The organism is Actinoplanes sp. CA-252034 (assembly GCF_050956125.1).
GTDB lineage: Bacteria > Actinomycetota > Actinomycetes > Mycobacteriales > Micromonosporaceae > Actinoplanes.
Genome location: NZ_CP191846.1, coordinates 2662021 through 2680163, shown reverse-complemented (window position 1 = coordinate 2680163; position 18143 = coordinate 2662021). Strand labels below are relative to the sequence as shown.

14 protein-coding genes and 1 pseudogene are annotated in these 18143 nt (G+C 73.1%); 8 read left to right on the top strand and 7 right to left on the bottom strand.

Features of this window, described 5'->3' with window-relative positions; genetic code table 11:
* Positions 1 to 24 precede the first annotated feature (24 nt).
* Positions 25 to 1245, bottom strand: coding sequence for a cytochrome P450 (locus tag ACQPZW_RS11995; RefSeq protein ID WP_433794922.1), 1221 nt, complete (start codon positions 1243 to 1245; stop codon positions 25 to 27).
* A 108-nt stretch (positions 1246 to 1353) separates the two neighbouring features.
* Between ACQPZW_RS11995 and ACQPZW_RS11990 the strand changes: the two genes are divergently transcribed.
* On the top strand, positions 1354 to 2454 hold the full coding sequence (locus ACQPZW_RS11990) for a steroid 3-ketoacyl-CoA thiolase (RefSeq protein WP_433794921.1): 1101 nt from the start codon (positions 1354 to 1356) through the stop codon (positions 2452 to 2454).
* A gap of 10 nt (positions 2455 to 2464) precedes the next feature.
* Entirely contained in the window at positions 2465 to 2632 is a 168-nt protein-coding gene (locus ACQPZW_RS11985) for a hypothetical protein (protein WP_433794920.1), read from the top strand.
* A 120-nt stretch (positions 2633 to 2752) separates the two neighbouring features.
* Here ACQPZW_RS11985 and ACQPZW_RS11980 read toward each other — a convergent pair whose 3' ends face one another.
* From ACQPZW_RS11980 to ACQPZW_RS11970, 3 genes are all read right to left on the bottom strand, one after another.
* The gene (locus tag ACQPZW_RS11980; protein WP_433794919.1) at positions 2753 to 3772 is read right to left on the bottom strand and encodes a DUF3068 domain-containing protein; all 1020 of its coding nucleotides are present in this window, start codon (positions 3770 to 3772) and stop codon (positions 2753 to 2755) included.
* Between the two features lie 77 nt (positions 3773 to 3849).
* Positions 3850 to 4641 (bottom strand): SDR family oxidoreductase, encoded by a 792-nt coding sequence (locus ACQPZW_RS11975; RefSeq protein WP_433794918.1) that lies wholly within the window; start codon positions 4639 to 4641, stop codon positions 3850 to 3852.
* Entirely contained in the window at positions 4638 to 5813 is a 1176-nt protein-coding gene (locus ACQPZW_RS11970; protein ID WP_433794917.1) for an acyl-CoA dehydrogenase family protein, read from the bottom strand. Before ACQPZW_RS11970 ends, ACQPZW_RS11975 begins: the two co-directional genes overlap by 4 nt.
* A gap of 36 nt (positions 5814 to 5849) precedes the next feature.
* On the opposite strand from ACQPZW_RS11970, the gene ACQPZW_RS11965 reads away from it, so the two are divergent.
* The 6 genes and pseudogenes from ACQPZW_RS11965 (at position 5850) to ACQPZW_RS11940 (ending at position 13227) form a co-directional block, all read left to right on the top strand.
* Positions 5850 to 7340, top strand: a complete 1491-nt coding sequence (locus ACQPZW_RS11965) for a FadD3 family acyl-CoA ligase (protein ID WP_433797514.1) — start codon at positions 5850 to 5852, stop codon at positions 7338 to 7340.
* Entirely contained in the window at positions 7337 to 8176 is an 840-nt protein-coding gene (locus ACQPZW_RS11960) for an enoyl-CoA hydratase (protein ID WP_433794916.1), read from the top strand. Before ACQPZW_RS11965 ends, ACQPZW_RS11960 begins: the two co-directional genes overlap by 4 nt.
* Positions 8173 to 9273 (top strand): acyl-CoA dehydrogenase family protein, encoded by a 1101-nt coding sequence (locus ACQPZW_RS11955; RefSeq protein WP_433794915.1) that lies wholly within the window; start codon positions 8173 to 8175, stop codon positions 9271 to 9273. The genes ACQPZW_RS11960 and ACQPZW_RS11955 overlap by 4 nt, the downstream gene beginning before the upstream one ends.
* Positions 9270 to 10259, top strand: a pseudogene (locus ACQPZW_RS11950) (acyl-CoA dehydrogenase family protein); the annotation flags it as partial. The gene ACQPZW_RS11955 and the pseudogene ACQPZW_RS11950, both read left to right, overlap by 4 nt.
* A 190-nt stretch (positions 10260 to 10449) precedes the next feature.
* Positions 10450 to 11424, top strand: a complete 975-nt coding sequence (locus ACQPZW_RS11945) for an acyl-CoA dehydrogenase family protein (protein WP_433794914.1) — start codon at positions 10450 to 10452, stop codon at positions 11422 to 11424.
* 9 nt (positions 11425 to 11433) lie between these two features.
* Positions 11434 to 13227 carry a serine/threonine-protein kinase gene (locus tag ACQPZW_RS11940; RefSeq protein ID WP_433794913.1) on the top strand — a complete coding sequence of 598 codons (1794 nt, stop codon included), beginning with the start codon at positions 11434 to 11436 and terminating at the stop codon, positions 13225 to 13227.
* Between the two features lie 4 nt (positions 13228 to 13231).
* Here ACQPZW_RS11940 and ACQPZW_RS11935 read toward each other — a convergent pair whose 3' ends face one another.
* From ACQPZW_RS11935 to ACQPZW_RS11925, 3 genes are all read right to left on the bottom strand, one after another.
* On the bottom strand, positions 13232 to 13861 hold the full coding sequence (locus ACQPZW_RS11935) for a Uma2 family endonuclease (RefSeq protein WP_433794912.1): 630 nt from the start codon (positions 13859 to 13861) through the stop codon (positions 13232 to 13234).
* A 116-nt stretch (positions 13862 to 13977) separates the two neighbouring features.
* Complete coding sequence (locus ACQPZW_RS11930; RefSeq protein WP_433794911.1) at positions 13978 to 14268, bottom strand: hypothetical protein; 291 nt, start codon at positions 14266 to 14268, stop codon at positions 13978 to 13980.
* A 23-nt stretch (positions 14269 to 14291) separates the two neighbouring features.
* Positions 14292 to 18056, bottom strand: coding sequence for a hypothetical protein (locus tag ACQPZW_RS11925; protein ID WP_433794910.1), 3765 nt, complete (start codon positions 18054 to 18056; stop codon positions 14292 to 14294).
* Positions 18057 to 18143: the final 87 nt, after the last annotated feature.

Sequence of the window (18143 nt, the reverse complement as noted above, 5' to 3'; positions counted from 1 at the left end):
TGAACAGTGGAAACGCCCGATCAGTCAGCGGTAGCGGACCGGGAGGTGCTTGATCCCGTTGATCCAGCCCGAGCGGAGCCGCTGCGCCGGCCCGGTGAGGCTGATGTCCGGTATCAGGTCGGCGATGGCGTTGAAGATCAGGTCGATCTCCAGGCGGGCCAGGTTGGCGCCCAGGCAGAAGTGCGCGCCACTGCCGCCGAACCCCAGGTGCGGGTTGGGGCTGCGGGTGATGTCGAACGTGTACGGGTCGGCGAACACAGTGTCGTCGTAGTTGGCCGAGCCGTAGAACATGGCGACCCGCTGCCCCTTGGCGAGCGGCACCCCGGCCAGCACCGTGTCGTGGGTGGTGGTGCGCTGGAAGACGTTGATCGGGCTGCCCCACCGGACGAACTCGTCGACGGCGGTCCGCGGCCGGGTGGATTTGAACAGCTCCCACTGGTCCGGGTTGGACAGCAGCGCGTGCATCCCGTGCGAGATGGCGTTGCGGGTCGTCTCGTTGCCGGCGACGGCGAGCATCAGCACGAAGAACCCGAACTCGTCGACCGACAGGTTCTCCCCGGCGATCTCCGCCTTGACCAGGGTGGTGACGATGTCGTCGCGCGGGCAGGTCTGGCGTTCGTCGGCCATCTGCATGGCGTACCCGAGCAGCCCCATGGCGGACTCCATCGGGTCGGCGCCACTGAACTCGGGGTCGTCGTACCCGATCATCGAATTGGACCACTCGAAGACGTTGCGGCGGTCCTCCTGTGGCACGCCCAGCAACTCGGCGATGGCCTGCAGGGGCAGTTCGCAGGCGATGTCGGTGACGAAGTCCCCGGACTCGCCGTCGACGGAGGCGACGATCTGTGAGGCCCGGGACTGCAGCGCGGACCGCAGGCTGTTGATGGCGCGCGGGGTGAAGCCCCGGGAGACGATGGCCCGCTGCGCGGTGTGCTGCGGCGGGTCCATGTTGAGCAGGATGGCCTGCTGCATCTCGATGCCTTCGCGGGTCATGTCCGGCTGGAACCGGGCGATCGCCGTGTTCTCCCGGCTGGAGAAGGTCTCGCTGTTGCGGGACACGGCCATCACGTCGGCATGCCTGGTGACCGCCCAGTAGCCCTCGTCGTCGAATCCGGCGCTGCCGCGGGCCTGCGGGATCCAGCAGACCGGCTCGTCGCGGCGCATCCCGGCGAACTCGGCATGCGGGATGCCATGCAGGTAGATGTCCGGATCGGTGGGGTCGATGCGGGTGCGCGGCTCGGCCACAGCTCCTCCTACAGCAACAAGTTCTACCGATTCAAGCACGTTGCCTGAGACATTTGGTAGGTTGAATCGAGAACACGTTCTAGCTTCTCGTCCCGGCTGGAGGCCGCGGTGGGCACACCGGTGATCGTCGATGCGGCGCGAACCCCGATCGGTCGACGCGGCGGATGGCTGTCGGGACTGCACCCGGCCGAGCTGCTGGGCACGGTGCTGACCCGGATCGCGGCGCACGTCGAGGTCGAGCAGGCCATCGGCGGCTGCGTGACCCAGGGCGGCGAGCAGTCCAACAACATCACCCGTACCGCCTGGCTGCACGCGGGGCTGCCGCACGCCACCGGCTGCACCACGATCGACGCCCAGTGCGGCTCGGCACAGCAGGCCGCGCACCTGATCGCCGGCCTGATCGCCACCGACGCGATCAGCGTGGGCGTGGCCTGCGGGGTCGAGGCGATGAGCCGGGTGCCGCTGCGGGCCAACCTCGGCGACGCCGGTCTGCCCCGACCCGACTCGTGGAGCATCGACCTGCCCAACCAGTATGTCGCGGCCGAGCGGATCGCCGACCGGCGCGGCCTGACCCGCGCCGACCTGGACCGGTTCGGCGTGCGGTCGCAGGCGAACGCGGCGCGGGCGTGGGCCGAGGGCCGGTTCGACCGCGAGATCGTCCCGGTCGGCGACATCACCCGCGACCAGGGGCTGCGGGAGACGACCTTCGAGGGGCTGTCGGGGCTGAAACCGGTGCTGCCGGACGGCCGGCACACGGCGGGCACCTCGTCGCAGATCTCCGACGGGGCGGCGGCGGTGCTGCTCATGGACGCCGACCGGGCCCGCTCGCTGGGGCTGCGGCCGCGGGCCCGGATCGTGGCGCAGTGCCTGGTCGGGGCCGAGCCCTACTACCACCTGGACGGGCCGATCGCGGCCACCGACCGGGTGCTGGCCCGGGCCGGCATGAAGATCGACGACCTGGACCGCTGCGAGGTGAACGAGGCGTTCGCCAGCGTGGTCCTGTCCTGGCTCGCCGTGCACCGCGCCGATCCGGACCGGGTCGACGTCAACGGCGGGGCGATCGCCCTGGGCCATCCGGTCGGCAGCACCGGTGCGCGGCTGCTGACCACCGCACTGCACGAGCTGGAACGGTCGGACTCGACGACGGCGCTGATCACCATGTGCGCCGGCGGGGCGATGTCGACCGCGACGATCATCGAACGCCTGTAGAGGAGCGACCGTGGTCCCGTTCAGATATCTCCTGCTCAGCGCGGTCCTCGCGGCCGTACTGGCGGCCATCGGCGTCACCGCCGTGATGGCCTCGCTCAACCCGTCCGCCACCGAGGTGGCCGGCAGCGTCAGCGGCAACGACCCCTTGGTCCCGCCCGAGTTCTACGGGACCCGATAGGCCGTTCTCCGGCGCCGAACGTCTCTCCCGCTCGTGCGGGAGAGACGTTCTTCTCAAGCCCGGAGGAGGTACGGCCACGCGCTGACGATCGAAGCGGACAACGGCGGGCCGCACCCGGTGCTACGGCACGGGGGCGGGCAGCGGCCGGGTCGTGTCGGCGGCCGGGTGACCGTCGCGCGGGGAGGAGCCGCCGGCGGCGAGCAGCAGCCCGACGAGGATCAGCAGGAGACCGAGGGCCGCAAGCCCGATCGGCACCCAGAAGCCGAGCAGGTTGAGCTGGTTACGCCCGTCCCTCGCCTGGTCGCCGACCGCGTCCAGGGTGGCCTGGTCGTACTGCAGGTCGGCGTCGAAGATGACGACCCGCGCCCCGGTGTCCGGCACCAGCTCGCGGTGCTGCTGCTCGCGGTATCCGACGATGGCCCCGGTCTGCGGCTCGATCCAGAGCGTCCGGGTGGCCCGGTAGGAGATGGTCCCGCTGGTGGCGCCGGGTGCGAGGAAGGAGAGCAGCCCGCTGAGGCTGTCCGCGTCCATCCCGGCCGGCTGCTCGGGCACGACCTGCTGGAACCGGTACGTGGGCAGGTCGTTGAACTCCTCCTCGGCCTGGTACTCCAGCGGCAGCGCCTTGCCCAGCGTGGAGTCCCAGTAGAGGTAGGTCTTCTTCTCGGTGCCGAACGGGAACAGGTAGAGGTGACCGGAGAAGGCGACATCGCCCGCGACACAGGGCGCCTTCTCCTCGACGTGGCACTGCCCCTCCCAGGGGACGGCCTCACCGGTGGAGCGGTCGAGGGCGACCCGGCTCTCGGCACTGTTGATCACCTCGTCGGTGTCGGCCCGCCGCGTCGAGTGATACACGTTCCAGACCAGGGTCTCGCCGTCGAGTCCGGCGGCCGCCGCGAAGTCGGGCTTGATGCCGGTGATCGAGCGCAGCCCGGCATTTTCCACGACCACCTGCGGAGTGCCGTTGGGCAGCATCTTGGCCTGCACGAACGACGCGTCCGCGGTCTCCACGACGACATCGGGCGGCACCAGATCGAGCGGCACCTTCCGCTGGGACGGCACGATGACCCAGGCCAGGGCCATCGCGAAGAGCAGACAGAGTATGCCGAGGCCGAACAGTGCCGTGCCGGTGATCCGCCGCATCGCGTCCTCCCGCGTGGAGCCCGCCCAGAAACTAGAACGCGTTACAATCTACTGCCCCGTAACATCGATGGAAAGGGTTACGGGTGCTGACTGCTCACCGAGATGACCTCGCCGGTCAGGTAGGACGCGTAGTCACTGGCGAGGAACGCCACCACGGTCGCCACCTCCCACGGCTCGGCGGCCCGGCCGAACGCCTCCCGCTGCGCCAGCACGTCGAGCTCGGCCGGGCTCATCACCCTGGCCAGGAACGGATGCGCGGCCAGGCTCGGGGCGACCGCGTTGACCCGGATCCCGTGCGCGGCAGCGTCCAGGGCGGTGCACCGGGTGAACGCCATCACCCCGGCCTTCGCCGCCGCGTAATGGGCCTGGCCGGCCTGCGCGCGCCAGCCCAGCACCGACGCGTTGTTGACGACCGCCCCTCCCCGACCCTGCGCGATCATCTGGCGCAGCGCCGCCCGGGTGCACCGGAACGTGCCGGTCAGCGTCACGTCGAGGACCCGGTGCCACTCGTCGTCGTCGAGCTCGGTGACGGGCCGGTTCCCGCCCAGGCCGGCGTTGTTGACCAGGACGTCGAGGCGGCCGTACCGGGTGACGGCCCCGCCGATCAGCCGCCGGACCGCGGCCTCGTCGGTGACGTCGCAGGGCACCGCCCACACCCGGCCCGGAAACGCCGCCGACAGCAGGTCACGGGTCTCGCCGAGCCGTCGCTCGTGGCTGTCGCCGAGCACCACCCGGGCACCCTCGTCGAGACAGCGCCGGGCCACCGCCGACCCGATCCCGGCCCCGGCCGCCGCGGTGACCACCACCACCTTGCCGTCCAGCAGCGCCCGCCCGGGCGGACCGGGCGGAGAGCCGGACGGGCCGGTCATCCGCGGGCCTGACGGGGCAGACCGAGCACCCGTTCGGCGACGATGCCGCGCTGGATCTCGTTGGACCCGCCGTAGATGGTGTCGGCGCGGCTGAACAGGAAGTACGTCTGCCAGCGCGCGACCGCGGCCGGGTCGGCGTCACCGCGGGCCAGCACGTCCATGGCAAGCTCGCCGAGACCCTGCCGCCACCGGGTCCACAGCAGCTTGATGACCGAGGACGCGGCCGGCGGCGGCTCCCGCAGCACCCGCAACGTGTGGGCGCGGAGCACGGTCAGGTCGATCCAGGCGCGGGTGAGCCGTTCGCGCAGCAGGGGATCGGCCGCGGCGCCGGTGCTCCGGGCCACCGCGACCAGGTCGTCGAGGTCGCGCTGGAACCCGATCTGCTGGCCGACGGTGGCCGCGCCCCGCTCGTACGCCAGGGTGGCCATCGCGACCCTCCACCCCTGCCCGGGCTCGCCGACGACCAGCCCCGCCTCGGTGACCGCGTCGTCGAGGAACACCTCGTTGAACTCGCTGTCGCCGGTGAGCTGCCGGATCGGGCGCACCGTGATCCCGGGCTGCCGCATCGGCACGAGCAGGTAGGACAGTCCCGCCGAGCGAGGGCCGCCGGCGGGCGCGGGCGCGGTGCGGGCCAGGACGAAACACCAGTCGGCCACGTGGGCCAGCGACGTCCACACCTTCTGCCCGGTGATCACCCAGCGGTCGCCGACGAGCCGGGCGCGGGTGGTGACGCCGGCCAGGTCGGAACCGGCGCCGGGCTCCGAATAGCCCTGGCACCACAACTCGTCGACCGCGGCCAGCCTCGGCAGGAAACGGCGCTGCTGCGCAGGCGTGCCCAGGTCGATGAGCGTCGGCCCGACCATGGTGGTGCCGATGTGGTCGACCCGGCTCGGGGCGCCGGCTCTCGCGTACTCCTCATGGAAGATGACCTGCCGCGACAGTGACGCGCCCCGCCCGCCGTGCGCCACCGGCCAGGCCAGCGTGCTCCATCCGGCGGCGGCGAGCCGCCGGGTGAAGGCGAGCCGCTGCTCGAAGGCCTCGTTCTCCCGGCCGACGCCGCCGGCGCCACGCACCTCGTCGGTGAGCTCGCCCGCCAGCCACTCACGGATCTCCCGCCGGAACGCATCGTCGTCGGTCACTGGCGTCGCCTCCCCGATCACGCGTAGGCTCACGCTACCTACCAAGCACTTGCTTGGTAAAGGGGAGGTCTGATGGAGACCGTTCCGGCGGTGACGGCGCACGCGGCGCGCGAGTTCGGCCGGGCGCCCGCCCTGGTCGACCCGCATCAGCGCCGGTGGAATTTCGCCGAGCTGCACGACGAGGCGCAGACCGTGGCCCGGGCGCTGATCGCGTCCGGCATCGAGCCCGGCGACCGGGTCGCGCTCTGGGCGCCCAACAGCGCCCGCTGGGTGCTGGCCGCGCTCGGCGTCTGGGGTGCCGGGGCCACGCTGGTGCCGGTCAACACCCGGTTCACCGGCCCGGAGGCCGCCGACATCATCACCCGCAGCGGCGCGAAGGGCCTGATCGTCACCGGGCCGTTCCTCGGCGCCGATCGTCTGGCGTCGCTGCCGCCCTCCGCGCTGCCGCGGTTCGTGCTGCCGCTGCCGCACTGGGACGCGTTCCTCGACCGGGCCGGCGGGATCGCCGCGGAGGCGGCCGAGGAGAGAGCCTCGGCGGTCCGCCCGGACGACGTCAGCGACATCCTGTTCACCTCCGGCACGACCGGGACCAGCAAAGGCGTGATGAGTGCGCACCGGCAGTCGCTCGGCGTGGCCCGGGCCTGGTCCGAGATCGGCGGCGTCGGCGTCCACGACCGCTACCTGGTGATCAACCCGTTCTTCAACAGCTTCGGGCTGAAGGCCGGGCTGCTCGCCTGCCTGACCAGCGGGGCGACCATCGTGCCGCAGGCCGTGTTCGACGTGCCGCGGGCCCGGGAGCTGATCGAGCACGAGCACATCACGGTGCTGCCCGGACCGCCGACCCTCTACATCGGGCTGCTCGACCATCCGGGGCGGATCGCCCGGGGCTCGCTGCGGCTCGCCGTCACCGGGGCCGCGACCGTGCCGCCGGTGCTGATCGACCGGATCCGCGACGAGCTCGGGATCACGACCGTGCTCACCGCGTACGGGCTGACCGAGGCCGTCGTCGCGACCATGTGCCGGCCCGGCGACGACACCCGGACCGTCGCGAGCACCAGTGGGCGCGCCGCGGCCGGGTTCGAGGTGCGGATCGCCGAGGCCGACGGCGAGGTGCTGCTGCGCGGGCCGAACGTGATGCTCGGCTACCTCGACGACCCGGCGGCCACGGCGGCGGCGGTCGACCCGGACGGCTGGCTGCACACCGGTGACGTGGGACGGCTGGACGACAACGGCAACCTGACCATCACCGACCGGCTCAAGGACATGTACATCTGCGGAGGCTTCAACGTCTACCCGGCCGAGGTGGAACGGGTGCTCGCCGGGCTGGCCGGGATCGCCGAGGCAGCCGTGATCGGGGTGCCGGACGAGCGGCTCGGTGAGGTCGGGCGGGCCTATGTGGTGACCCGTCCCGGCCACGCGCTCGACCCTGACGCGGTGATCGGCTGGTGCCGGGAGCGGCTCGCCGGCTACAAGGCCCCGAAGTCCGTCGAGATCCGGGCCGAGCTGCCGCACAACGCGAGCGGCAAGGTCCTCAAACACGTGCTGCGGGAGGGTTCATGAGCGACGACGTCGTCCTCTACGAGCGGCGCGGGCCGGTCGCGCTCGTCACCATGAACCGGCCCCGCTACCGCAACGCCCAGAACTCGGCGATGACCTACGCGCTCGACGACGCCTTCACCCGGGCCGTCGACGACGACGAGGTGGCCGTGATCGTGCTCGCCGGAGCCGGGGACCACTTCTCCGCCGGGCACGACATCGGCACGCCTGCGCGGGACGCCGACACGCCCTTCCCACGGCGGGCGGTCACCTGGTGGGACCACACGTCCAAAGCCGGGGCGGACCGGCGGTACGCCCGGGAGACCGAGGTCTACCTGGGCATGTGCCGGCGCTGGCGGGACATCCCGAAACCGGCCGTGGCCATGGTGCAGGGGGCCTGCGTGGCCGGCGGGCTGATGCTCGCCTGGGTGTGCGACCTGATCGTCGCCGCCGAGGACGCGTTCTTCGCCGACCCGGTGCTGCGGATGGGCATCCCCGGCGTCGAGTACTTCGCCCACCCCTGGATGCTCGGGCCGCGTTTCGCACGGGAGGTGCTGTTCACCGGGGATCGGTTCGGGGCGCGCAGGGCGTACGAGATGGGCATGGTCAACCGGATCGTGCCGCGCGCCGCGCTGGAGACCGAGACCCTCGCCCTGGCCGCGCGGATCGCCGAGATGCCGCCGTTCGGGCTGGCGCTGGCGAAACGGGCGGTCAACCTGTGCGAGGACCAGATGGGCATGCGCGCCGGGATGGACGGCGTGTTCGGGCTGCATCACGTGGCGCACTCGCACAACGCCGAGGTCAGCGCCGATCCGCTGGCCGGGCTGGACGCGCGCGCCATGAAGAGGGCCGCCGGATGAACCTCGACCTGGATCCGCCGGCGGTCGCGTTCCGGGACTCGGTGCGGGAGTGGCTCGCCGGCAACGTGCCGAAGACGCCACTGCCGGCGCCGGACACCCCGGCCGGGAGCGCCGCTCACCGCGCGTGGGAGGCGCGGCTCGCGGACGCCGGGCTGGCGGCCGTGTCGTGGCCGGCCGCATACGGTGGCCGGGCCGCTCCACCACTGCATGCGCTGCTGTTCGACGAGGAGTACTTCGCGGCCGGGGCGCCGGTGCGGATCGGGCAGAACGGGCTGTTCCTGCTGGCGCCGACCCTGCTCGCGCACGGGACCGCCGAGCAGTGCGCGCGGGTCCTGCCGCCGATGGCCCGCGGCGAGCAGGTGTGGGCGCAGGCGTGGTCGGAGCCGTCCGCCGGGAGCGACCTCGCGTCTCTTCGGGCGCGGGCCCGTGCCGTCGACGGCGGATGGATCCTGAACGGGCAGAAGACGTGGAGCTCGCGGGCCGTCGTCGCGGACCGGGCATTCGGGCTGTTCCGCAGCTCCGCCGGGGAACGGCACCGCGGGCTGACCTATCTGATGTTCGACCTGCGGGCGCCCGGGGTGACGGTCCGGCCGATCCGGCAGCTCGACGGGACGGCCGGGTTCGCGGAGATCTTCCTGGACGACGTGTTCGTGCCGGACGAGGACGTGATCGGGTCGCCCGGGGACGGATGGCGGATCGCCATGGGCACCGCCGGGCACGAGCGGGGGCTGACGCTGCGCGGGCCCGGCCGCTTCACGGCGGCGGCGTCCCGGCTGGTCGCCCTGCACGGCGACGGCGGGCTCGGCGACGGGCTCGGCGATCGGGTCGTGGACGCCTGGATCGGGGCGCGGGCCTATCGGATGCAGGCGTATGCGTCGCTCGACGAGCCGGTGGCGCCCAGCGCCACGAAACTGTTCTGGTCCACCCTGGACGTGACGCTGCACGAGACGGCCCTCGACGTGCTCGGGCCGCTCGCGGAGATCGACACCGGGTGGACCGGCGCCTACCTGTTCTCGCTGGCCGGGCCGATCTACGCCGGGACCAACGAGATCCAGCGGGACATCCTCGCCCAGCGCGAACTCGGGATGCCGCGGTGAGACTCGCGCCGTCCGCGGAGCAGCGCCGCTTCGCCGAGGTCCTCGACACGATGCTGACCAGGGCGGATCCGGCCGCGGTGGCGCAGGCAAGGGCCGCGGGGGATGCCGGGCCGTGGCGCCGGCTGTGGGAGTCGATCGCCGGCGCCGGGGTGACCGGGCTGCTCGTGCCGGAACGGTTCGGCGGGCTCGGAGCCGGAGTCGACGACCTGATCGTCGCCTGCGAAGTGCTCGGGCGGCACGCCGTGCCCGGGCCGGTCGCCGAGTCCGTCGCGGCGGCGCCCGCGCTGCTGTCCTCCGGACGGTGGCTGCCGGAGCTCGCCGACGGGCGGATCGTCGCCTCGGTGTCCGCGCCACCTCGGTTGCCGTTCGCCGCCGACGGCGACGTGGCCGATCTCCTCCTGGCCGTCGACGACCAGGCGGTACGGCGGGCGGGCCCCGCTTCGCTCCACCGGTCCCTCGACCCGTCCCGCCGGCTCGCGGAGGTGACCCCGGGCGAGGTAGTCGAGAGTGGCGCCCCGATCGAGCGGGCCCTCGACCTCGGAACGCTGGCCTGCGCCGCCCAGCTGCTCGGCGCCGGGCACACCCTGCTGTCGATGGCCGTCGAGCACGCGAAGAACCGCACCCAGTTCGGCCGGCCGATCGGCTCGTTCCAGGCGGTCCGTCACCAGCTCGCCGACGTGGCGGTGGCGCTCGCCTTTGCCCGCCCGTTGCTCTACGCGGCCGCGGTCGCCCTCTCCGTGCACGTCCGCACCTGCCCCTCCCCCGGGACGGCCGGGCTGACCAGCGCGCCCCGGGACGTGTCGGCGGCGAAGGTGGCCTGCAGCGAGGCGGCGCTGCTCGCGGCACGGACAGCGCTGCAGGTGCACGGCGCGATCGGGTATACGCGGGAGCACCCGCTCGGGCGCTACCTGACCCGGGTCCGCGCCTTGCATCTGTCCTGGGGCACCCCGGGCTGGCATCGCCGGCGGATCCTCGGCGAGCTCACCGGCACGGCCGGCGGACCCCGCGAGGCGAACACCGTGCCGGACGGCGGGAACGGTGGCGGTGACCGAAGGCCTCAGCCCGGCGGTCGCGTTGCGGCCCTGCGCCGGGAGAGCGTCGCGGGGTGGCCGCGGGACGGGGTGGGCTCGGCGGGGGCGGGTGTGGACCGTACCGCGAAGGAAGGGGTTGATCTTGATGATTGAGGAGCGTGCGGCGCTGCGCGAGGCGGTGCGCGGACTGCTCGGCGGGCAGATCGCGGCGGACGGCCTGTGGGCGCGGCTGTGCAAGGAGATCGGCGTGGCGGGACTCACCGTCCCGGAGGAGTACGGCGGTTCGGGAGCCACCCTCGGTGAGGCGGCCGTCGTGCTGGAGGAGCTCGGGCGGGTGCTGAGCCCGGCGCCGATGCCGGGGACCGTCCTGGCGGCGCACGCGCTGCTCGGATCGGGCGACGACGACGCCCGCGCCCGGCTGCTGCCCGGCCTCTGCTCGGGCGAGCGGACCGTGAGCGTCGCCTGGCGGGGATCCGGGACCGTCTCGGCGGATGGACTGGTCAGCGGCGTCTTCCGGGACGTCCCCGCGGCCGACGTCGTGCTCGTCGTGATCGACGGCGCCCTCTACGAGGTGGACGGGGGCATCGAGATCGCGGCGACGCTGGACCTCACCCGGCGGTTCGGCACACTGCGGCTGGACGGCGTCGCGGGGCGGCGGCTGGCCGGCGCGGCGCCCGAACTGCTCGACCTCGCCTGCGTCTCGCTCGCCGCCGAACAGCTCGGCACCGCCGAACGCGCCCTCGAACTGACCGTCGCCCACGTACGGCAACGGCATCAGTTCGGGAGGCCGATCGGGTCGTTCCAGGTGCTGCAGCATCGGCTCGCCGAGGCGTACGTTCGGGTGCAGGCCGCCCGGTCCGCCGCCGAGACCGCCGTGCAGGCCGTCGTCGACGGCTCGGCCGACGCCCCACTGCTCGCCGCGGCGGCGAAGGTGACCTGCTCGGAGACGGTGCGGGCGGTCGCCGCCGAGATGGTGCAGATGCACGGCGGCATCGCGATCACCTGGGAACACGACGCCCACCGGTACCTGCGTCGGGCGTGGACCACGGCGCAGATGTTCGGTTCGCCGGAGTCCCATGTCGCGCGGCTCACCCCCGCGCTGCTGTCCTCTGCCGACTAACATGATCCGGTGCTTTCACCGGGAGACGTGCTCAACGGCCGCTATCGGCTGACCCAGCGGATCGCGGCGGGCGGCATGGGCGAGGTGTGGCGCGGCGACGACCTGCTGCTGCACCGGAAGATCGCGGTGAAGGTGCTGCTCCCGGCACTGATGGCCGATTCGGACTTCATCACGCGGTTCCGCTCCGAGGCCCGGATGATGGCGGCGCTGCGGCACCCCGGGATCGTGCAGGTCTACGACTACGGCGAGAACGCGCAGGTCGGCGCACACCGGCTCGACTACCTGGTGATGGAGTACATCGACGGCACCCCGCTGTCGGCGCGGATCCAGCGGGCCGGGCGCCTGTCCCCGGCCGACACGATGGAGGCGGTCGCCCAGGTCGCCGACGCCCTCCAGGCCGCCCACGACGCCGGCATCATCCACCGCGACGTCAAACCCGCCAATCTTCTGGTACGCCCGGCCGGCGCCATCGTCCTGGTCGACTTCGGAGTGGCGCGGTCCACCGGGGTCACCGGGATCACCAGCACCAACGTCGTTCTGGGCAGCGCGCACTACATGGCCCCGGAACAGGCCGAGGGCCGCCCGGTCACCGCCGCCACCGACATGTACGCGGTCGGCGCGGTCGCGTTCTGCTGCCTCACCGGGCGCCCGCCGTACGTCGGTGACAATCCGCTCGCCGTCCTCGCCCAACTGGTGCACGGGCAGCCGCCGGTCCTGCCGCCGGACGTGCCCGCTCCGGTCGCCGGAGTGGTGATGCGGGCACTCGCCAAGGACCCTGGTCAGCGGTTTCCCAGCGCCGCGGCGCTGGCGGCGGCCGCCCGGGGCGCGGCTGCCGCCCTGTCTCGCCGCGGGCCGTCCGTTGCCGGCGGTCAGATGCCGGGGACCGCGCCTCGCGGTGGCTTCGGTGGCGGGCCGGCGCCCAGCGGCGCCTTTCCTGCCCGGCCGGCGAGCGGCGCTTTCCCCCGTGGGACGGCTACCGGCTCCTTCTCCGCCGGGCGCGGGGCCGCCGATGGGGCGGCTCCGCACGGGTTCGTGGCGGGTTCCGCCCTGGTCGGCGCGAGTGGAACGTCGACCGGCGGGCACGGCTCCACGGCGGGGGATGTCACTGCGGCGTCCTCGGCGCGGCGGCGCAACGTCACCGTGGCGCTGGCGGCGGCCGCGGTCGTGGCGGTGCTGGCCGGTGTCGGCATCATCCTCGGCAACCAGCCGGACGAACCGAACCTGGTGACCGGCTCGCAGAGCCTCGGCGGCCAGGACGCCCCACCTTCGGCGGTCACCGGAACCGACAAGCCACGCGGCCAGGGCACCGGCCGCCCGAAGTCGTCACCGAAGGGCGGCGCTACGACCGGGAACACCGCGCCCGCGGTCGACGATCCGGTCGCCGGCCCGACCGACACCGGTCAGCACGCCAGCACCGACCCGGACGAGCCCCGCGACCCGGACGCCACCGAACCGGCGACGAACCCTCACAGCGATCCGGTCGGCATCTGCGGCAACGGGTACCAGGTGATCGACTCGAAGAAGCTGGCGACCTCGGCCGGGGTGCTGCGCGGCACGGTCTATCTGCTCTACCGGGCGTCCGGTGGCAAGAACTGCGTGGTCACCATCAAGGCCGACACGCTCGACGAGAAGACCTCGATGTCCGCGAAGCTGGAGGTCCAGGGCAGCGCGCCGGTCGCCGACTCGGGAACGTTCCAGTATTACGCCGGGCCGGTGACCGCCACGGCCTCGAAGACGTGCGTCAAGTGGAGCGGCTCGATCGGCGGTTTGTCTTTCACGAGCGACTTCTCCCACTGCGGCTGAGCCGTCACATCCGCTCGAGCTCGGTGAGGTCGATGTCGATCACGAACGGGTCGGGCAGCTGCACCCGGTCACGGAAGATGGTGATCGGCGTATATGCCTTGATGACCGGGTCGAGCTCGTAGGCGTAGACGACCGGTTTGCCCTCGCGATTCTCCACACGCCAGTGGTAGGGAATTCCGGCCTCGGCATAGAGCTGCGGCTTGCGGTGCCTGTCACGGATCTCCGACTCCGGCGACACGACCTCGATCGCCAGAACGACCGCCTCAGCCGGATACCACGTCCCGGAGAGGTCGGGCTCAGCATCCGCTCGAACGACGATCACGTCCGGTTCGGGCCGCTGCCTCTTGCTCAGCACCACAGACATGTCTCGCCGAACCAGATACTTCGATCGAGGTGCACTCGAACGCAAAGATTGCGTCAAGAGGTCGAGCATCAGAGTATGAAAAATCTTTTGCGGGCTCACGAGAATGAGGCTCCCGTCGATGAGCTCGGCGTGCGACGGGAGATCGGGAATCTTATCGAGGTCATCGGCGGTGAATCCTTCCGCGGGCGGCCGCTGCCACTGGAACGCTGACTCGGCGCTCATGGAACGACCCCCTCTGCGGACGATTTCCCGTTCCCGCAGCTTACCCATGCGGATACCTCCTCAGCGGCAGTCGACCCCGACGAGCCTTGCTCATGACTATAGGCGCTAGAAGAGTGGTCGGCAACCTAGCTGTCGTATGACAGGAGGATGCCGATCCGCCGGGCTCAGCGCCAGGCGAAGGTGTATCTGTTCGCCAGCGCCTCGCGCGCCGCCTTGTCGAGCTCGGGATGGCCGCGCTCCAGGGCCTGCTCGATCCGGTCGCCGTAGACGATCAGGTCGTCGTCGGGTGGGATCTGGTTCAGCTCGGCGACCAGCGCATCGATGTGCTGGAGGAGGCCGGCGGCGCCGTCTCCGAACAGGCGGGTGACGGCGGCCGGGTCGGAGGACGGCCAGGACCGGGGCGGGTCGCCCCAGACGAAAACCGTGACGGCCCGGCTCAGCCTGTCGTCGTGCACCTCTGCCCCCCTCGCCGAAGCGATCACCGCGTGAAGATGACGGTCTCCTGGCCGGTGACGGCATTGACCTCGATAATCCTCGTCACGTTCGGATTCTGCCGGAGAGCGGGCAGCTCGATTCTCCTCCAGACGCCGTTCGGCGGGACGGTGTCGCCCACCAGAGCCCGGATCTCTCCCCGCGCGGTGCCGGCGAAGGCCTCGGACGCCTCCTTCCACATCTGGACGGAGGCCGGGTCGCGGGCGGTCCAGCCAGGCATCGTGACGCCCCGCTGCGACAACAGCATCTCCAGCGTCGCACCGCCGCGCGTGCGGGCGAGCTCCTCGGCCAGCGGCTGCACACTGGAGCCGTTGACGGTTCCGGACCAGAAGATCGCGCCGTCCGTCGCGGTCGACAGGGCCCGCGCCTTGGCGATCCGCCGGAGCGTGATGAGGGTGGTGGCCGCCTTGGCGGTGACCACGTCGAGTGCGAGCTCTCCGGCGGCGAGGGCGCACTTGTCGAGCGCGCCGTGGTAGCAGTCGACGTAGTCCTGGACCATGGCTTTCCCGAGGTTCAGCCAGAGCTCTCTGGTGATGTCCAGGAAGTTGATGGTGTAGGTCCTGGTGACACGGGTGTCGAGCGGCATCGTGCCCAGGTAGTCGTCGACGTACTCGCCGGGGCAGTCCGTGGTGTCGGGGTCGGGGCAGGTCCGGAGATACACCGCCAACTGGCCGGTGAGGTGGTGCGTGATCGTCGCCGTGCAGTGCAGGGGATCGATCTGGATGCAGTCCACCGTCTGCGGGACCTCGTCCCGGACGTTGATCGGCTGGATGATCACGTTCTCCATGCCGCTGGGTGCGTCCGGGCCGAGGGCGGCTGCCTCCTCCCGCGCTTTCGCGGCGGCCTCGGCCCGCTGGGCGGCGGCCTGGGCCTCCTGCGCGGCCTCCCGGGCCCTGGCCGCGGCCTGTTCGGCGGTGGTGGCGTCCCGGTCGGCGCGGGTCGCGACGTCCCGGGCGGCGGAGGCGTCCGATTCGGCCCGGTCGGCGGCGCCGCGGGCGGAGGCGGCGTCCTGTTCGGCGGCGGTGGCGGCGTTGCGGGCCGCCGTGGCGTCCGCCTCGGCGCTGTCGGCCGACCATCCGGCCTGAAGGGCGTCGCCGAGCGCCTGCTGGGCGTGGGTGGCGGCGCGGGCGCCGGCCTGCCGGGCGGCCTCGGCGTCCCGGGTGGCCTCGGCCGCGAATCGGCGGGCGCGCTCCAGCGACTGGGCGGCGGAGGCCGCGTCGGCCGCTGCCGCCGCGGCGGCCTCGGCGGCGGCTTTGGCGTCCCCGACGGCCCGGGCGGCGGCCTGCCGGGCGGCCTCGGCGGCCAGGGCGGCCTCGGCCGCCTTCGCCCCGGCGGCCGAGGCGTGCTGTTCGGCCAGAGTCTTCGCGCTCTGGCCGACGAGGACGGCCATGCCGGCCGAGGAGTCCTTCTCGCCGAACGGCGTGCCCAGTGTGATCGCCTCGTTGGCCGGGTCCGTCACGGCGCGGGCGGCGTCGCCGGCAGCGGTGGCCGCCGCGGCCGCCGCGTAGGCGTGCCCGGCGGTGCGGGCGGACTCTGCCAGCGCCGCGTCCGCCAGCTCCCGGGCCGCGGCGGCGTCCGCGGCGGCCGCGGCCGCCGCGTTCGAGGCCAGTTCGGCCTGCTGTTCGGCGGTCTCGGCGTTCCTCGCGGCCTGTTCGGAGGCGACGATGGCGTCGGCTGCGGCGGCGTGCGCCGTGGCCGCGGCGGACTGGCTGACCGTCGCGTCGGCCCAGGCCCCGTCGGCGGCGGCCCGGGCTCGTTCGGCGGCGGCGGTGGCCCGGGTGGCGGCCTCCCGGGCGGCGACGGCGGCAGCGGTCGCCTCGTCGGCGGCGGCCCGTGCGGCGGTGGCCGCCCCGGTGGCCGTGTCCGCCGCGGCCTGCGCCTCGTCGGCGGCGGCGCGGGCCTGATCGGCGCCGGCCTCCCCCTCGGAGGCCGCGGCCACGGCGCGCAGCGCGGCGGCCTTCGCGACGAGCGCCTCCCGGTGTCGTTCGGCGCGCACCGCGTCGTCGCGGGCTTGAACCGCCTTGCGTTCGGCGTTCAGCGCGGCATCCCTGTTCCGCCTCGCGGTCTCTCCGGCCGTCTCGGCGCGGCCGCGGGCGTCGGCGGCGGCCGACTGCTGCTCCCGGGCTCGTGTCTCGGCCTGCTGCGCGGTCGCCCGTTCCGCTTCGGCGGCGGCTCGTTGCGCGGCGGCGGTGTCGCGTTCGCGGTCGGCCACGGCCCGCTTGTCGTGTGCGGACTGCGCGGCGGCCCGGGCGGCGCCCTCGGCCTGCTCGGCGACGGCCCGGTCGGCGGCGGCCCGTGCGGCGGCCCGGCCCGCCTCGGTGGCCTGCGCGTCAGCGGTGACGGCGGCGGCCCTGGCCTGCGCGGCCGCTTCCTGGGCGGCCACCCGTCTGAACTCCGCCCCCAGCGCCAGGGACTGGGTCTGCGCCAGCGACAGCAGCGCGGCGCTGTCGGCGGCGGTGGCCTGCACGGCGCGCAACGCGGTCTCGGTGGCCCTCTTCGCCGCCACCGCGGCCGCCGCTGAGGCTCTGGTGACCTGGGCGGACTGTTGTGCGTAGCCCAGACCTCGCCCGTACGGCGTGTGGTCCCGGACGGCGATCTGCGCCGCCTGCGTCTTGGCCGTGTCCGCTCTCCCGGCGGCGCGCTCGGCCGCGGTGACCGCCGTCTGCGCCGTGGTGACCAGCCCGGCCACCGTGCTCCGGATCGCGGCGAGGTCGGACACGGCACGCGCTTTCAGGGCCGCGCTCGGCACCGGTGTGCAGGTGGGGCAGTCCGTCCAGCGCTTCTGCACGGCGAGGATCCGCTCCGCCACCCAGGCCTGCCCGATGGCCTCGAACATGGTCTCGGAGGCGCGGCGGACCTGCTCGGCGGCGTCGGCCTCGGCGGTCACGATGTCGTTGCGCGGACCGGCCTGCGCGGCCAGTTCCGCGTTCCACTCGGCGGCCGCGGTGGCCGTCACGTCCCTGAGTGGGTTGTCGGGATCGCTCGAGTAGGGGCGCGGGTCGGCGGTGTCGCAGGAGGCCCAGCGGATCTTGAGTGCTTCCACCTCGTGGCGGGACTCCACCGAGCCCGGTGCGGGCGGTGCGGAGAGATAGCCGCCGTGCAGCAGGAAGCGACGCACGTCGTCCGCGGTTCCGGTGGCCAGGACCAGCTGTCCCACGATCTGCAGGGTGAGGTCGTCCGGCCTCTCCGCCATGATCGCCGAGACCCGGTTCAGCGCCTCCGGCCCGGCTTTCGGGTGGTCGGGCTCGCCGTGCAGCGTCCGGTAGGCGATGTCCTGGCGGCCGAACATGAACTGTGCGACCGAGGCGTCGGCCTCCGGTGCCGCGTCGAACACCCCGTACGGCTGAAGCTGGTCACGCCAGGCCGCCTGCCGGGCCCAGCGGGCGTCGCGGTACGCCTGGACGGTCTCGTCGTCGGTCCGGTAGGCGCCCAGGAGCCGCGCGTACACGGCGCTGCCCGGTTCTCCGGCGGCGGCCAGATCGGCGTCCGGTCCGGCCAGGACCCCGGTCGCTGCGGCCTTCAGCGCGGGGCCGCCCGCGTGCAGCATCCGGGCGGCCTGGCAGCGGCCCAGCCGGGTCGTGGCCGGTGCGCTCTCGGCCGCGGCCAGTGCCACGGTGGCCGACCGGTCCGGGCCGGGCCGCTCGGCGGCGGTCACCACCAGGCCGTTCACCGCCACGGCCAGCACCAACAGGGCGGCCCAGCGGGCTCGTGAGCCGGCTGGGGTGAGCATTTCGAGAACGACTGTCCACATGACGTGGCCTCCCCCGTCGCCCCGCGCGCCCCTGCGGGCTCCCCGTGCGGAGACGATCCACCGCGATCCTTTCGCCCGCGCGACCGT

Excerpts from the sequence above, each read along its gene's own strand:
- ACQPZW_RS11955 (WP_433794915.1), top strand. The coding sequence starts at position 8,173 with ATGAACCTCGACCTGGATCCGCCGGCGGTCGCGTTCCGGGACTCGGTG.
- ACQPZW_RS11960 (WP_433794916.1), top strand. The coding sequence starts at position 7,337 with ATGAGCGACGACGTCGTCCTCTACGAGCGGCGCGGGCCGGTCGCGCTC.
- ACQPZW_RS11945 (WP_433794914.1), top strand. The coding sequence starts at position 10,450 with ATGATTGAGGAGCGTGCGGCGCTGCGCGAGGCGGTGCGCGGACTGCTC.
- ACQPZW_RS11925 (WP_433794910.1), bottom strand. The coding sequence starts at position 18,056 with ATGTGGACAGTCGTTCTCGAAATGCTCACCCCAGCCGGCTCACGAGCC.
- ACQPZW_RS11980 (WP_433794919.1), bottom strand. The coding sequence starts at position 3,772 with ATGCGGCGGATCACCGGCACGGCACTGTTCGGCCTCGGCATACTCTGT.
- ACQPZW_RS11935 (WP_433794912.1), bottom strand. The coding sequence starts at position 13,861 with ATGGGTAAGCTGCGGGAACGGGAAATCGTCCGCAGAGGGGGTCGTTCC.
- ACQPZW_RS11975 (WP_433794918.1), bottom strand. The coding sequence starts at position 4,641 with ATGACCGGCCCGTCCGGCTCTCCGCCCGGTCCGCCCGGGCGGGCGCTG.